The organism is Caballeronia sp. LZ019 (assembly GCF_031450825.1).
Lineage (GTDB): Bacteria > Pseudomonadota > Gammaproteobacteria > Burkholderiales > Burkholderiaceae > Caballeronia.
The window spans coordinates 2090435-2105139 of sequence record NZ_JARTVZ010000005.1; the positions used below are offsets into that span (position 1 = coordinate 2090435).

Annotated in this window: 16 protein-coding genes and 1 tRNA gene; 6 read left to right on the forward strand and 11 right to left on the reverse strand. The window is 64.2% G+C overall.

What is annotated here, in order from left to right:
• Nucleotides 1–76: 76 nt before the first annotated feature.
• The 3 genes from P9255_RS23225 to P9255_RS23235 all read right to left on the reverse strand — a co-directional run bounded on the left by P9255_RS23225 (nucleotide 77) and on the right by P9255_RS23235 (nucleotide 2745).
• The gene (locus tag P9255_RS23225) at nucleotides 77–1972 is read right to left on the reverse strand and encodes a site-specific integrase (RefSeq protein WP_309790485.1); all 1896 of its coding nucleotides are present in this window, start codon (nucleotides 1970–1972) and stop codon (nucleotides 77–79) included.
• A 72-nt stretch (nucleotides 1973–2044) separates the two neighbouring features.
• Nucleotides 2045–2119: transfer RNA gene (locus tag P9255_RS23230), tRNA-Gly, on the reverse strand.
• 65 nt (nucleotides 2120–2184) lie between these two features.
• Nucleotides 2185–2745, reverse strand: a complete 561-nt coding sequence (locus P9255_RS23235; protein WP_309790486.1) for a YggT family protein — start codon at nucleotides 2743–2745, stop codon at nucleotides 2185–2187.
• Nucleotides 2746–3425: 680 nt separating this feature from the next.
• Between P9255_RS23235 and P9255_RS23240 the strand changes: the two genes are divergently transcribed.
• The 3 genes from P9255_RS23240 to P9255_RS23250 all read left to right on the forward strand — a co-directional run bounded on the left by P9255_RS23240 (nucleotide 3426) and on the right by P9255_RS23250 (nucleotide 5326).
• The gene (locus tag P9255_RS23240) at nucleotides 3426–3587 is read left to right on the forward strand and encodes a hypothetical protein (RefSeq protein ID WP_250450752.1); all 162 of its coding nucleotides are present in this window, start codon (nucleotides 3426–3428) and stop codon (nucleotides 3585–3587) included.
• Between the two features lie 322 nt (nucleotides 3588–3909).
• Nucleotides 3910–4227, forward strand: coding sequence for a hypothetical protein (locus P9255_RS23245; RefSeq protein ID WP_309763024.1), 318 nt, complete (start codon nucleotides 3910–3912; stop codon nucleotides 4225–4227).
• A gap of 133 nt (nucleotides 4228–4360) precedes the next feature.
• A complete protein-coding gene (locus P9255_RS23250) occupies nucleotides 4361–5326 on the forward strand; it encodes a threo-3-hydroxy-L-aspartate ammonia-lyase (protein ID WP_309790487.1) in 966 nt (321 codons plus the stop codon).
• Nucleotides 5327–5341: 15 nt separating this feature from the next.
• Here the strand turns inward: P9255_RS23250 and P9255_RS23255 are convergent, their stop codons facing one another.
• From P9255_RS23255 to P9255_RS23270, 4 genes are all read right to left on the reverse strand, one after another.
• A complete protein-coding gene (locus tag P9255_RS23255; protein ID WP_309765317.1) occupies nucleotides 5342–6010 on the reverse strand; it encodes a LysE family transporter in 669 nt (222 codons plus the stop codon).
• Nucleotides 6010–7005 carry an asparaginase gene (locus P9255_RS23260; protein ID WP_309763022.1) on the reverse strand — a complete coding sequence of 332 codons (996 nt, stop codon included), beginning with the start codon at nucleotides 7003–7005 and terminating at the stop codon, nucleotides 6010–6012. The genes P9255_RS23255 and P9255_RS23260 overlap by 1 nt, the downstream gene beginning before the upstream one ends.
• Nucleotides 7002–8612, reverse strand: a complete 1611-nt coding sequence (locus P9255_RS23265) for a UbiD family decarboxylase (RefSeq protein WP_309763021.1) — start codon at nucleotides 8610–8612, stop codon at nucleotides 7002–7004. The genes P9255_RS23260 and P9255_RS23265 overlap by 4 nt, the downstream gene beginning before the upstream one ends.
• A 282-nt stretch (nucleotides 8613–8894) precedes the next feature.
• Nucleotides 8895–9080: a hypothetical protein gene (locus P9255_RS23270; RefSeq protein WP_309763020.1), complete on the reverse strand. Its 186-nt coding sequence runs from the start codon at nucleotides 9078–9080 to the stop codon at nucleotides 8895–8897.
• 116 nt (nucleotides 9081–9196) lie between these two features.
• Here P9255_RS23270 and P9255_RS23275 point away from each other — a divergent pair, with 116 nt between their 5' ends.
• Nucleotides 9197–10351, forward strand: a complete 1155-nt coding sequence (locus P9255_RS23275) for a transglycosylase SLT domain-containing protein (protein WP_309763019.1) — start codon at nucleotides 9197–9199, stop codon at nucleotides 10349–10351.
• A gap of 71 nt (nucleotides 10352–10422) precedes the next feature.
• Here P9255_RS23275 and P9255_RS23280 read toward each other — a convergent pair whose 3' ends face one another.
• The 4 genes from P9255_RS23280 to ribBA are packed head-to-tail and all read right to left on the reverse strand — an operon-like array spanning nucleotide 10423 to nucleotide 13765.
• On the reverse strand, nucleotides 10423–11616 hold the full coding sequence (locus tag P9255_RS23280; protein WP_309763018.1) for a pyridoxal phosphate-dependent aminotransferase: 1194 nt from the start codon (nucleotides 11614–11616) through the stop codon (nucleotides 10423–10425).
• Nucleotides 11613–12041, reverse strand: a complete 429-nt coding sequence (gene nusB / locus P9255_RS23285; RefSeq protein ID WP_309763017.1) for a transcription antitermination factor NusB — start codon at nucleotides 12039–12041, stop codon at nucleotides 11613–11615. Before nusB ends, P9255_RS23280 begins: the two co-directional genes overlap by 4 nt.
• The gene (gene ribH / locus P9255_RS23290) at nucleotides 12038–12553 is read right to left on the reverse strand and encodes a 6,7-dimethyl-8-ribityllumazine synthase (RefSeq protein ID WP_244793135.1); all 516 of its coding nucleotides are present in this window, start codon (nucleotides 12551–12553) and stop codon (nucleotides 12038–12040) included. The genes nusB and ribH overlap by 4 nt, the downstream gene beginning before the upstream one ends.
• Before the next feature lie 45 nt (nucleotides 12554–12598).
• Nucleotides 12599–13765: a bifunctional 3,4-dihydroxy-2-butanone-4-phosphate synthase/GTP cyclohydrolase II gene (gene ribBA / locus P9255_RS23295; RefSeq protein ID WP_309763015.1), complete on the reverse strand. Its 1167-nt coding sequence runs from the start codon at nucleotides 13763–13765 to the stop codon at nucleotides 12599–12601.
• A 215-nt stretch (nucleotides 13766–13980) separates the two neighbouring features.
• Between ribBA and P9255_RS23300 the strand changes: the two genes are divergently transcribed.
• Together P9255_RS23300 and P9255_RS23305 are read left to right on the forward strand one after the other, a co-directional pair.
• Nucleotides 13981–14304 (forward strand): type II toxin-antitoxin system Phd/YefM family antitoxin, encoded by a 324-nt coding sequence (locus P9255_RS23300; RefSeq protein ID WP_309763014.1) that lies wholly within the window; start codon nucleotides 13981–13983, stop codon nucleotides 14302–14304.
• A complete protein-coding gene (locus P9255_RS23305) occupies nucleotides 14294–14698 on the forward strand; it encodes a type II toxin-antitoxin system RelE/ParE family toxin (protein WP_309763013.1) in 405 nt (134 codons plus the stop codon). The genes P9255_RS23300 and P9255_RS23305 overlap by 11 nt, the downstream gene beginning before the upstream one ends.
• Nucleotides 14699–14705: the final 7 nt, after the last annotated feature.

Below are 14705 nucleotides of genomic sequence, written 5' to 3' on the forward strand. Positions count from 1 at the left end.
CAAGTTCAAGGCTTCGCCACCTGAACTTTCGGAGCGGCGTGATGGGCCTGAGCTGCCCAGCACAGCCATTGCGCCTTCACGCTTTAGCCTTCAGGCGCAAGGCATACCGAATCGCCATCAAGGCATCATCGATCCTCAGGGGGGCAATGCCGTCTAGCGCCGGGAAACGGAGATCCTTTACGTTGTCAGCTACCTCGTCGGCGTTGCGATCCTTCGCGTAGCGGCTCCCGCTTTGGGTTTTGCCACGCTCATGTCCTGCAAGCTGCGCAAAAACCCGTTCTGGTAGACCGAGCCTTTCAAGCGCTGTCACGAACGTGTGACGGAACGAGTGGAATGTCTTCATGCCGTTTCGTTCGATGCCAAGCTTCACGCCCAGAAAGCGCTCGTTGAACCAAGACCCGGCAGGCTTGCCATAGCCCTTCACAGGATCGCGCTTAAGTTCCGGGAACAATCGTGAGTAACCGGCCCGGCGCAACGCGTTGACATATTCGGGCAGTCCAAGCCGGACCAACTCTCCATGCAGCGGCACAACCCGCACGGAATTGACCGTTTTTAGCGATTTGTCCGGCTCGTCGATCTTGTCCCCATCAAGGTTGAAATCCAGATACCACAAACCGGATTCAGTTTGCCGCACGTCGTCTACGTAGAGCTGCGACAGCTCGTTGATGCGTGCGCCGGTAAGCAGACCAAGTAGCGGAAGCCAGTAGTAGTGCGGTCGCCAGTGCGTCCGACCGCCATTGCCGATGGTTCCCGCACCTCGCACGAACCAGTGTTGCGAAAAGATCAACGAAAGCTCGTCCGGCGTGAAGACCTGCCGCTCATCCTGGGCGCGTCGTCCAACGCTGCGTCCGCGCTTGAAGTCTGACGCCGGATTGAAGCGCATCATGCCAGCCCTGACTCCGTAGCCAAGAATCTCGCTCAGGCGGCCTACGTGGCCCTTGATGGTCGTCTCCGACTTGCAGGCAAGCCCGTCGCGCTCGGCAATGTCGATCAGCTCGTGAAGGGTTTTGTTCGCGCCATACTTGCGCCGTGGCTGGTAGATGTCTGTCGGCAGCAGGGCGAGCAATCGCGCGAACTCCAGCACCGTCTCTTTCTCTATATCGCCCAGTGCTGGGTCGCCCATCAGGTCAATGAACAGACCGGCCTCAGTGGCCATGCGGCGGGCCTGATCTTTTCCCCATGCCTTGTCGCGCTTGTAGGTTTCGAACAGCTCAGAGAACCGCTTCGCGCCGTGCCGTGCGGTGATCGGGTCAAAGATGGTCGGCGTCGTCGCCGGGCTTGCTGGCGGCTTTGTCGGTGCCATAACGGGCGCTGGCAATGCTGCCGCCAATCGCGCCCGCACCTGCGCCACAGCCGCTTTCGGCACGATGCAATCGGATGGGGCCAGTTCAAGCTCGCCATCCACAAAGAAACCGGTTTCCCCTGTGCCACGGAATACTGACTCGCGCGCCAGAGCGCCTGCCGCGAACCGCCCGAGCGTGGCTCGACTACTGAAGAAGCGAACGACGCCGGAATACAGGTCCAGCTCACCACGGGCGATAGCGTCGTTCAGCACGAACGAGCCATCGTAGTCGCGCTCTACATCGTCCAGGTCGGGAACCGTCCAGCAGCGCAATGCCTGGACCCGGGCAAAGGCGCGCGTGCCGTCTGACAACAGCTCACCGGCAAGTGCGGCGGAGGATATGCCGACAGAGGCGGCGGCTTCGGCGAGGTCAATCGTCCCTTCCCCAACGAGCAACGGGCTTTCGTGTCTGAGTTTTTCGGTGTCCATCGCCAGAAAGCGTTCGCGCCAGTGGAGTTGAATCCTGAGCGCGGCGGCCTTTGCCGTCGCCAAGCTCCGCAGACCGGTAGACGTATGAATCTCCGTGCGCCCTAACAGCTCCCGAAGGCGCTTTGGCACGACGAGACGAACCGCATAGATGCCGCTGGGGCGACGATAGAGGCACGATATCCCCGACATGGCGACCACCACTGTAGTAGCCTTGCGGAGGACCCCGACCATCAGAGCCAGAGTTGACTTGAAATCAACGGCTTAGGAGGGTATTGGAGCGGGCGATGGGAATCGAACCCACGTCAGTAGCTTGGGAAGCTACGGTAATAGCCATTATACGACGCCCGCGTGAGTCGGCTATTGTAAGCGCAAGAAGCGCCGCCGCGCAATTGCGGCGGCGCATCCGACGAGCTTCAGATGCCGAAGAGGGTCATCGAGACGGCGAGGCGCGTCACCACCATCAACAGCACCTGCACGATCACGAAGAGCAAAATCGGCGACAGGTCGATGCCGCCCAGACGCGGCAGGATGCGCCGCAGCGGATCCAGAAACGGCGCAGTGATCTGATAGAGCAGCGGCATCGCCGGCGATTGCGGATTGAGCCACGAGAGCAGCGCCATCAGGATCGTCATCCAGATGATGAGGTTCAGCGCCCATTTGACGACGGTCAGCACGGCGACGAGCAGCAGCATCGGCAGCATGAGCGTCGGATCGACGCCGGCCAGCACCACCATCAGCGTTACATAGACTGCCGCCGCGATAAACGCCGCGACGATGCTCGCCCAGTCGATCTTCCCGCCCGGCAGTATCTTGCGCAGCGGCAGCACGATCCAGTTCGTTGCCTGCATCACGGCATTCGATACCGGGTTGTAGGGCGGCATGCGGACGACCTGCATCCAGGCGCGCAGCAGCAGCGCCGCGCCGAAGAGGGTGAAAACGGTGTTGAGCAGAAAACGGGCGATATCGCCGAACATCTCGGGTCCTCTTGGAAACATGCGCGGCATACACGCCGCGCCGGGGTCGGAAAAGCGAAAGCTGGCCGGAAAGAAGCGAAAGGGCGATGCCGCTAGCGGGGCGCGCAAAGCCCGATGACGCGGGCGTTGCGGCGTATGAGGCCGTGCGAGTCGTGAAGGCTGACCTTGATCATTGTTCGTTCTCTGAGCTGATGTCACGCCGAAGTCTTCGCCGGGCGGCGGCTTGCGTTCCCCGCCCACCGCCAATGCCGGTGGGGCGCCGGACGTCACCTTAACATGGCTTGCGCGCCGCTTGGGGAGCGTTGTCGAACAGGCGGCAGCGATTGTGCCACGACTCGGTGAAAGCCGACTGCAAGCACGCGGCCGGGGCGCTCGCAGCATCGGAAAACCCTGATGTTGTCAAAGCGATACTGTCTCGAAAAGCGAAAAATGCCACGATACGATGACCGCAATCGACACAGACCCGCCCGAGAAATAGAAAGCGATTAAGTAATCGGCACGGTTACTGCTGAAATGTGGTTCAGCACACGTCGATCGCGGGTTTTGGTTTCCTTGCGTACATTGATGGACGAACAGGGCGCGAAATACTTAGAGAAAGACGGTTTCCAATGGAAAACGCATCGCGGATCGTGAATGCATGCTTTTCCCCAAGGTTTTTATTCGCTACGTTCGGAGGTCGCATGAGCATTTTCTCTTATCGAAAGCATCTGCGGTTCTTGAGTCAGGCTCAGCGCCGCCGCTGGTGGGACCAAAAGAAGCGCCTGACGCCGCGTGTCGTCATTGGCGCGGCCTATGTCCCGCCGAATGTCTCGCGGGAATTCGCTTATGTGAAAGTCGGCTGAGATCGATTATCGAGTTAGCGTAAAACATCAAAAGCCCCGCTGAACCGTACGTCCAGCGGGGCTTTTCATTTGGCTCCTCATCTATTTGTAATCAGACGTTACCCGCTTCCGGCCAAAGGGGAATTGGCTTGCGCGACGATCGCCCCGACAAGGCGTGCCGACGGGCGCGGTCCGTTCGGCCGTCGTTTGCCGGCCGACCGGCGGTTTCGCGAGAACTTGCAATCTGCAACACATGGCTCATGCGCCGCGCCGTTTTTTTCGCTAAATTCGTTCTATGACGTCGCGCGCCGGATGGCCGGCAAAAGCGGCGAGGAGAAAGAAAGTGAAAAAGCTCAGTGGTCTTTTGGTCGTTGGTGCGCTCGCGCTCGGCGGGGCCGGTGCGGCGCAGGCGGGCGGTGTATCGATCGGTGTCGGCATCGGGGTGCCGGCGTATCCGGTGTATCAGGCGCCGCCTGCGCCGGTTTATGTCGCACCCGCAGCACCCGTGTATATGGCGCCGCCGCCGCCGGTCGTCTATGGACCGCCGCCCGCGGTCGTGGTCGGCGGTTATCCATACGGATACTACGGCCGTCCTTATGGCCGTCCGTATTGGCGGCAGCACGGGTATTACCGCCACGGTTACGGCGGCTGGCACAGATAATCGCCGTCTCGCGAGCCGATAAACGCAAGTCCCGTCCGGGGCTTGCGTTTTTTTATGCATGACGCGATCAGCCTATTCCGATTCGCGCCGGAACTGCGGAGAATGGTGGCTTCCTCAAATTACGCTCCATCCGATGCCCTCACTTCCCGCTCCGACTTTCGACGATGTCGCCGATGCCGCCCGCCGCATCGACGGTTTCGCGCATCGCACGCCTGTTCTCACGTCGCGGACCGCCGACGAGATCGCGGGTGCGTCGCTGTTTTTCAAATGCGAGAACTTCCAGCGCATGGGCGCGTTCAAGTTCCGTGGCGCATACAACGCCATCTCGCATTTCAACGACGCACAGCGCGCCGCCGGCGTGATCACGTACTCATCGGGCAATCACGCGCAGGCCATTGCGCTGTCGGCGAAGCTCGCGGGCATTCGCGCGACGATCGTCATGCCGGAAGACGCGCCCGCCGCCAAAATGGAAGCGACGCGCGGCTACGGCGGCGAGGTCATCACGTATGACCGGTACACGCAGAATCGCGAGGAGATCGGCCGCGCGCTGGCGGACGAGCGCGGCATGACGCTGATTCCGCCTTACGACCATCCGCATGTGATCGCGGGGCAGGGCACGGCGGCGAAGGAACTGATCGAGGAAACCGGTCCGCTCGACTACCTTTTCGTGTGTCTCGGCGGCGGCGGGCTGATCGCCGGTTGCGCGCTCGCGGCGGCGGCGCTGTCGCCATCGTGCAAGGTCATCGGCGTGGAGCCGGAAGCGGGCAACGACGCGCAGCAGTCGCTCGCGCGCGGCGAAATCGTGCATATCGACGTGCCGCGCACCATCGCCGATGGGGCCGCGTCCACGCACGTCGGCGAATACAACTTTCCGATCATCCGCGAACATGTGGATCGAATCGTCACCGTCAGCGACGCGCAGCTCATCGACACATTGCGGTTCTTCGCGCAGCGCATGAAGATGGTCGTCGAGCCGACCGGCTGTCTCGCCGCGGCGGCGGTGCTTCAGAAGACCGTGCCGGTGGAAGGCAAGCGCGTCGGCGTGATCGTGAGCGGCGGTAATGTCGATCTGGCGAGGCTCGCGCAGTTCATCGCCTGAAGAGACAGGCGATGGTCACGATGCCGCGTGCACGATGAGGTCGCGGTAGCCGTCGATGATCACGCTGTACGAGAAGTAAGCGAACAGCACCGCCGACAGCACGTGGCACGCGCGCAAAAGGCGCGTGCCGGCGCGCTTGCGGCCGTGGCTCGCGAGCGTGCAGATGAAGATGGTCCAGCCGAGTCCGCCGCAGAAGAAGCCCAGCAGAAACACAGATGCGCTCATCGTGCTGGTCGCGCCGGCCTTCGCGATCAGCGCGCCGCCAACCGCTGCGAACCATAGAATGGCGCTCGGCGACGATACCGCGAGCAGGCATCCGCGCAAGAAGCTCTTCAAGTGGCTCTGACGCGGCGCGTGCGGGTCCGCCTCGCCCTCGACGGGCGGCGCGGTCGCGGGCTTCAGCGCCTCGCGCGCCATCTTCCAGGTAAGCAGCAGGAGCACGATGCCGCCGCCGATCCACACGACCCATCGCACGGCGGAAAATTGCAGCAGCGCCGACATGCCCGCGAGCGCGAGCCCCGCATAAAGCAGATCGCCGACGCACGTCCCGAGGCCGAGCACGAGCCCCGGCTTGAAGCCGTGCGACAGCGCGAGAGAAATGATCGCGACGTTCGCGATCCCGATATCCAGACACAGCGACAGCGACAGGAAAAACCCGTCGGACATCAACGACCAGGAATGCATCATCGTGCCCCGGTCAGTGTCAGGGTCACGTCGAGCCGTCCGGTTTCCACGCCCATCGTGTTGCGCATCGCAGGGTGACGGAAGTCGTCGAGCGCCGCGCGTTGTTCCGGCGTGCCGATGTCGAGCAGATGCAGCACGTGCGCGACGATCGCGTGCATGACGACGAGGTTGCCGTCCTCCACCTTCACGGCGATGCCGAGCGCGCCTTGCGCACGCTTCACGCCGATTGCATAGCTCGCATCCGCGCCGGTCTTGCCGACAACGGCGCCGCCGAACGCGCGCATGAGCCGCTCGCAGAAACGGCCTTCGCCCGAGACGAGTTCGGGATACGTCGTCATCGCGCGATGGATGCGGCCGAGCGGCGAGCCTTCCCGCGCCGCGGCGATCTTCATGAAGAGCCGCGCCAGCCGGTCGAGCGGGAAGGCGGGCGTCGGCAGGTTGCATCCGTCGATGGCCCATTGCACGTCGTCGGCGGGCAGATCGACGGCGCGCGCCACCGTCTGCTTCACATGCGCCTGCAGCGGATGCGCGGGCAAGTGGTAGTCGGCGAGCGGAGCTTGCATCGCGCGGGCGGCGGCGAGCATGCCGGCGTGCTTGCCGGAGCAGTTGCTGCAAACCGGCGTCGGCGTGAAGCCGCGGCGGAGCCAGTCCCGGTAGACGGCGTCCGAGATCGGCGGATGGCCGCCGCAGCGCAGATCGGCTTCGTGCGCGTCGGCCTTGGCGAGCATCGCGCGGGCGCGGTCGATGTGCCGTGGCTCGCTGCTATGCGAGCCGCACATCAGCGCGAGGTCGGCATCGTCGAAAGCGAAGCGTTCAAGCGCACCCGTTTCGATGATCGCGAGCGCCTGCGCCGGCTTCGCGGCCGAGCGCGGCAGCGTCACGCGATGAGGATCGCCGAACGAATGGAGCACGCGGCCATTCGCATCGACGACCGCGACGTGCGCCCGATGCGTATTCTCGATGGCGCTTCCGCGATAGAGCGTCGCCGCGATCATGCCTTCTTCCCCGCGTCGTCGAGACCGATTTCGGTCCACAGCGCATCGACGCGCCGCTTGACCGCTGCATCCATCACGATCGGGCGGCCCCATTCGCGATGCGTTTCGCCGGGCCATTTGTTGGTGGCGTCGAGTCCCATCTTCGAGCCGAGGCCCGCCACCGGCGAGGCGAAGTCGAGATAGTCGATCGGCGTGTTGTCGACCATGACGGTGTCGCGCGTGGGATCGACGCGCGTGGTGATCGCCCAGATGACTTCCTTCCAGTCGCGCACGTTGACGTCTTCATCCACGACGACGATGAACTTGGTATACATGAACTGCCGCAGGAAGCTCCACACGCCGAGCATCACGCGCTTCGCGTGGCCGGCGTAGCTTTTCTTCATCTGCACGATCGCCATTCGATAGCTGCAGCCTTCGGGCGGCAGATAGAAGTCGGTGATCTCGGGGAACTGCTTCTGCAGCAGCGGCACGAAGACTTCGTTCAGTGCGACGCCGAGCACGGCCGGTTCGTCGGGCGGCTTGCCGGTGTAGGTCGAATGGAACAGGGCGTCGCGGCGCATCGTGATCTTCTCGACCGTGAAAACCGGAAACCACTCCTGCTCGTTGTAGTAGCCGGTGTGATCGCCATACGGCCCTTCGAGCGCGTGCTCGTAGCGCGCCGCGCCGCCCGTGGACGGACGCGGCGGCGCACCTTCCGGCGCGGGCGGTGCCGCGCCTTCCTGCGGATAGATGAAGCCTTCCAGCACGATTTCGGCGCGCGCCGGCACCTGCAAGGTATCGACGCCGGGCGTCAGACACTTTGCCAGTTCGGTGCGCGAGCCGCGCAGCAAGCCGGCGAACTGATATTCGGAGAGCGTATCGGGGACAGGCGTGACCGCGCCGAGGATGGTCGCGGGATCGGCGCCCAGCACGACGGCCACCGGATACGGCTTGCCCGGATTGACGAGCGCGAACTCGTGGAAGTCGAGCGCGCCGCCGCGATGAGCGAGCCATCGCATGATCAGCTTGTTGCGCCCGATCAGTTGCTGGCGGTAGATACCGAGGTTCTGACGCGGCTTGTTCGGCCCGCGCGTCACCGTGAGGCCCCAGGTCAGCAGCGGTCCGGCGTCGCCGGGCCAGCAGGTCTGGATCGGCAGGCGCGCGAGATCGACATCGTCGCCTTCCCACACGATTTCCTGGCAAGGCGGCGAACTCACCGTTTTCGGGGCCATGTCCCACACGGCTTTCGCGAGCGACAGCAGCTTGCCGGCGTCCTTCAGACCGCGCGGCGGCTCCGGCTCCTTGAGCGCGGACAGCAACCGGCCGACATCGCGCAGCGAACCGAGGGCGGCGGTGTCGCTGCCGAGCTCCGCCGTCGCGCCTGCGGGCGTCTGCGTCTCGATGCCCATGCCGAGCGCCACGCGCCGCGTGGTCCCGAACAGATTGGCGAGGACCGGCATCGTGTGACCGGTCGGCGCTTCGAACAGCAATGCCGGGCCGCCCGCGCGCAGGACGCGGTCCGAGACTTCGGTGATTTCGAGAACGGGGGAAACAGGCTGCCGGATGCGGCGCAGTTCACCGAGCGCTTCGAGGCGGGCGGTGAAGTCGCGCAGATCTTTATATTTCATCGATGGTCGTTTGGAGACTCGAGGCCGCTCGGGTCAAGCGGAGGGAGCGGGACGGCTGCGCGCTTGGCGATTGTCGATTTTACCTGCGTGTGCGTCCGTGCGCTGGAAGACATTCAGCAAATTCCCGTCGAAACTGCCCGCCAGGTGTGCGTTGCCACTCCTAAACGGTGTTCATCATAACTGTAAGTAATTGAAACACAAAGCTATAGCATTGACGGATCATTAAACCCTGCTAGAATCGCTTCGCATCAGTTGCAGGTTTTGAAACTTTTTACCTTCGCCTCAGGTTTTCTTCAGACGCTGTGCGTCGCCTGCGCCGTACCTGCCCGGCGATTCATGGCTGTCGGTATCACTGCCGGCGTTTCTCGCGCCGGTTTTCGCGTGGAAAGCCACTTGCGCACCAAGGGCACGCTGTTCGTGCCGCGCATCCCGGCGCGTTTTGCCGGGCCGGTTTTCCTGACGGCTCATGCCGTTTCCCCGATGCCGCTTACGCCTTGCCAAGAGCGAGCGGTGTCTGATTTACGCTTCGATTTCCCGGCTTGCCGGCAATCATCAGCGTAAATCATGCAACATTGGGAGCATCGATGAACGCTTGGTTGACATGGCGTCCTGACACTCGTGCCGCGCAGATTCTGCGCGCGGCGCTGCGTCGTGGAAGCCGTATGAGTCACACTATCTTCAGTCTGGTCGGCTGCGCGGCTGTCGTCACGGCGCTCGCGCTGTGGCTGCTGCCTTCGTGGCGCACCACCTTTGCCGCACGAATCATGCCTTTCGTGTCCGCCGCGGTGCAGGCGGGCCCTGCACGCCTGCTGGCGGGCCAGCCACTGCCGCCTTTCGCGGCGGTGCATCGGCAGCCGGGCGATGCGGCCACGTCGGTCGCGCTCGCGGCGAACGCTGCGCCTTCAGCTGCTCCGCAGCCGTTGACGCCGTCGCTCGGCGCCGCCGCTTCCGACGATGAAAGCACGCGCCAGTTGACCGGCGGCATCAGTCTCGCGGTGTCGCCGAACGGGCTCGACCCGCGCACGATGCCCTCCGTCGCCATGCTCGCGAACGCGATTCCGACGCAACGCGTCGTCGCGGATGCCCGAGACGATCGCGCGCTCGTCTCGACGCGCGAGCAAAAGCTCGTCGCCAGCTTCATCGCGCGGCGGTATCGCGTGGCGCAGGAGCCGGTCAGCGAACTCGTGCGCGCCGCGTTCGATACGGGCCGCGAAGTCGGTCTCGATCCGCTGCTGCTGCTGTCGGTGATGGCCATCGAATCCGGCTTCAATCCGTATGCCGAAAGCGGCGTGGGCGCTCAGGGCCTGATGCAGGTCATGTCGAAGGTGCATTCGGACAAGTTCCAGTACTTCGGCGGCTCGCACGCGGCGCTCGATCCGCTCGCGAACATCAAGGTCGGTGCGCTGGTGCTGAAGGACTGCATCGCGCGCGGCGGCTCGGTGGCCGGTGGTCTGCGTTACTACGTGGGCTCGACGTCGCAGGACGACGGCGGTTACGGCGCCAAGGTGCTGGCGGAACGTTCGCGTCTGCGCGATGTCGCGCGCGGCCGCAATGTGCCGGTCAACGGACCTCAGGCGCCGGTACAGGCCGCGCCGAAGCAAGTGCTGGCGTCGGCATCGACGACAGATGCCGCCAAGCGCGTTCACATGACGATGGACGCGCCCAAGAAAGCCGACGCGCAGGACGACGGCGAAGTCGGCGAAGCGAAGCACGTTCCGTCGGCGGAATACGGCGCCTGATCCTGCAGCCGCATCCGCAAAACGCAAAAGGGCACCTCGTCGGTGCCCTTTTTCATGGTCGCAGCGGAAGTTCAGCGCCTGAACAGATCGCCAAGCCGCGCGACCGCCTCTTCCAGCTTTGCATACGCCGTCGCATACGAAAGGCGGATGTAGCGCTCCGGCGCATGCACGCCGAAATCCGCACCCGGCACGAGCACGACGCCCGCGTCGTGCAGCATCGAGCGCGTGAGGGCTTCACTGTCGCCAGCGCCGGGGTGATGCACGCCGTTCGTGTCGGCATAGACGTAGAACGCGCCATCGGGCACCACGGGCACGCCGAAGCCCAGCGAGCGCAGCGCCGGCACGATGTAGTCGCGGCGCCGCTTGAATTCGAGCCGCCGCGCTTCGTAAATGGCGATGGTCTCCGGCTCGAAGCACGCGAGCGCGGCATGCTGCGCCAGCGCCGACGCGCAGATGAAGAGATTCTGCGAGAGCTTCTCGACCGCGCCGATCATCGCGTGCGGCACGACCAGCCAGCCGAGCCGCCAGCCCGTCATGCTGAAGTACTTCGAGAAGCTGTTGACGGTGACGACGTCATCGCCGAAGGAGAGCGCCGACACCGGTTTCGCGTCGTAGCTCAGGCCTTGATAGATTTCATCGACGATCGTGAAGCCGCCGCGCTCGCGCACCGTATCGACGATCCGCCGAAGTTCGGCAGGTTCGATCGACGTCCCGGTGGGATTCGACGGCGACGCGAGCAGCACGCCACGCGTCTTGTCGCTCCAGTGCGCCCGAACCTGTTCGGCCGTCAACTGGAAGCGCTCCGCCGGGCCGCTCGGAATGAGCACCGGCTTGCCGTCCGCCGCCGACACGAAATGCCGGTTGCACGGATAGCAGGGATCGGGCATCAGCACTTCGTCGCCGTTATCGACGAGCGCCATGCACGCGAGCAGCAGCGCCGCCGACGCGCCCGCCGTCACCACGATGCGCGCCGGATCGACGGTGACGCCGAACGCATCGCGGTAATGCGCGGCGATGGCTTCCCGCAGCGCCGTGACGCCGAGCGCATTCGTGTATTGCGTGATGCCGCGATGCAGGGCATCGGCGGCGGCGCGCGTGACGGGCTCCGGCGCGGTGAAATCCGGCTCGCCGATACCCATGTGGATGATGTCGCGCCCGGCGCGTTCCAGCGCCTGTGCGTCCTTCATCAGCTCCATCACATAGAACGGCTCGATTGCGTCGACGCGCGACGCAAGCCGGACGAGCGGTTCCGACACGGTGTTCATCGGCGCGCCTGCGCTTCGGCCGGGCGCATCGCGACGGCGAGCTTGTCCAGCACGCCGTTTACATACTTGTAGCCATCCGAGCCGCCGAAGGTCTTCGTCAGTTCGACCGCCTCGTTGATGACCACACGATACGGAATGTCGATGTGGTGCCTGAACTCGAACGCGGCGACGAGCAGCACCGCGCGCTCGACCGGCGACAATTGTTCGATCGGCCGGTCGAGACACGGCTGCAGTTGCGCGGACAGCGCGTCGGCTTCCTTGATCACGCCGTGCAGGATGGCGTCGAGATGGGCGTGGTCCGCCTTGTCGAAGCCCTGCGCGTTGCGCAGCTGCGCGTCGATTTCGCCGCCGGGGGCACCCGACAGCAGCCATTGGTAAAGCCCTTGCGTCGCGAGTTCACGCGAGCGGCGTCGTGCGCTCTTCATGCGCGGTCCTCGTCTTCGTCTTCATCTTCGTCGTCTTCATCGTCGCCGCCGAGCTGTTCGAGCGCGACCGACAGATTCGCCATCTCGACCGCCACGCGCGCCGCATCGCGGCCCTTTTCCGTCATGCGGGCGACGGCCTGCTCGTCGTCTTCGGTCGTCAGCACGGCGTTCGCCACCGGAATGCCGAAATCCAGGGCGATGCGCGAAATGCCAGAGCCGCTCTCGTTCGATACGAGTTCGAAGTGGTACGTCTCGCCGCGCACCACGGCGCCGAGCGCGATCAGCGCGTCGAACTGGCCGGATTCGGCGAGCTTCTGCAGCGCGAGCGGGATTTCCAGCGCGCCCGGCACGGTGACGAGCAGCACATCCTGGCCGATCACGCCGAGGCGTTCGAGTTCTTCGATGCACGCATCGGCGAGGCCGTTGCACACCGGTTCGTTGAAGCGCGACTGGACGATGCCGATGCGCAGGCCGTCGCCGTCGAGATTCGGCTGATATTGTCCGATTTCCATGTAGAGATCCGTTGGTTTGGAATAGGGTGGCGCTTAGGCGGTGTCTTATGCAGACCTGAGATGCGGGACAGCCGCGTCGCTCGAACCCGCGGCGGTGGCGGGCGACCCGGGCATCGGGATGAAGCCCGTCACCTCGAGCCCGTAGCCCGACATGCTACCGAGCTTGCGCGGCGTGGCGAGCACCTGCATCTTGCCGACGCCCAGATCGCGCAGAATCTGCGCGCCGATGCCGTAGGTCTTGAAGTCGATCGGGCGGCGCGCCGGCTTCGCGGTCTTGTCGTTTTCGTCGAGGGCGCGGAAAGCGTCGACGAGATGATCGTTCGTGTCGCCGCAATTCAGCATGACGATCGCGCCCAGATCGCGGGCGGCGATTTCGCGCATGGCGGCGTCGATGGTCCAGGAGTGCGTGGACGCGTCGATTTCGAGCAGGTCGAGCACGGAAAGCGGCTCGTGGACGCGCACCGGCGTTTCGGTGTCGGGCCACGGCGTGCCGCGCACCAGCGCGATATGCGGCGAACCGCTCGGCTCGTCGCGATACAGCACCGCGCGGAACGGTCCGTGCGCGGTCTGCATCGTGCGCTCGCTGACTTTTTCGATGATCGATTCGGTGCGGCTGCGATAGTGGATCAGATCGGCGATGGTCCCGATCTTGATGCCGTGCTGCTCGCCGAACTCGATCAGATCGGGCAGACGCGCCATTTCTCCATCGTCGCGGATGACTTCGCAGATCACCGATGCCGGCGACAGCCCCGCGAGCGACGCGAGATCGCAGCCCGCTTCGGTGTGTCCCGCGCGCACGAGCACGCCGCCCGGCTGCGCCATGATCGGGAACACGTGCCCCGGCTGGACGATGTGGTCGGCGCGCGCATCCGGCGCGCAGGCCGCGGCGATGGTGCGCGCGCGGTCGGCCGCCGAGATGCCGGTGGTCACGCCTTCGGCCGCCTCGATGCTGACCGTGAACGCGGTGCCGTACTGAGTGCCGTTGCGCTGCGTCATCAGCGGCAGATTGAGCTGCCGGCAGCGTTCCTGCGTGAGCGTGAGGCAAATCAGGCCACGGCCGTAGCGCGCCATGAAGTTGATGGCTTCGGGCGTGATGAAATCGGCGGCCACGATCAGATCGCCTTCGTTCTCGCGGTCTTCTTCGTCGACGAGGATCACCATGCGGCCGGCCTTGAGCTCGGCGATGATTTCTGGGGTGGAGGCGATCGACATGGTGCGTCCCGATGGGTGCGTTTGGGAAAGGGCGTATTTTACGCCACGGCCGATCGACAGGCGGTGAAATCGCGGTCGGCGCGCTTGGGGATTCGGCTTATGCCGTGTGGCCGACTGTTGCGCTGGCCGCGTGTTCGCGACGATACCAATTCCTACCCATTTCGAAGCGAGGAAACCGTACCATGCTACGTACATTACACAGTACGGAGCCGAAAATGGCTTTCACACCGAAGGACGTCATCTCCCTTTCACAGGCGCGCGAGCACCTGTCCGAACTCATCGATGAAGTGCAGAAGGGCGCGAACAAGATAATCACGAACAACCACGGCGCGAGCGTCGCGCTGATCAGCACGGAGAAGCTCGAGAAGTATCAGGAGGCGGAGCGGGCGCGGGTTCATCTCCAGCTTCTCGAAGATGCTCGGGCCGGACTCGAAGATCTCGAGGCGGGTCGCACGGAGGACGCTCGCGAGGCGCTTGCGCGCATCAGAGCGAATCTGCGGGCCAAGCGGGAACGCGGAGGATCCTCGGATGGCGAGTGATCGACGCACACGCGCCGCCGTCGAGTTCACGCACGCTTTCGAGGCCCGACTCGCGGACATGGAGCGGTATTGGAGCAGGCTGGCGCAACCACGCAGCTATGACCGGCTGCTGGATTCCATCGATACAAAGGTGATACCGCTGCTTGAACGCTTTCCCGCTATCGGTCGGCTGTTTCTCGACTCGATGCCGGACAACTGCGATGCGCTGCTGGCTTGCGAAAAGCTCATTGAAGCGACGGGAGGGTCAACGCAGCGGGCCGAATTGCGCGAGCATATCTTCGATGACTACGTCCTGCTGTACTGGCTGGGCGGACAGACGGTGAAGCTGCTGTCGATTCGCCGCAGCAAAGAACTCTCCCTCGACTTCGACCACATCTGGGACCCCGAACGCTGAGCAGCAA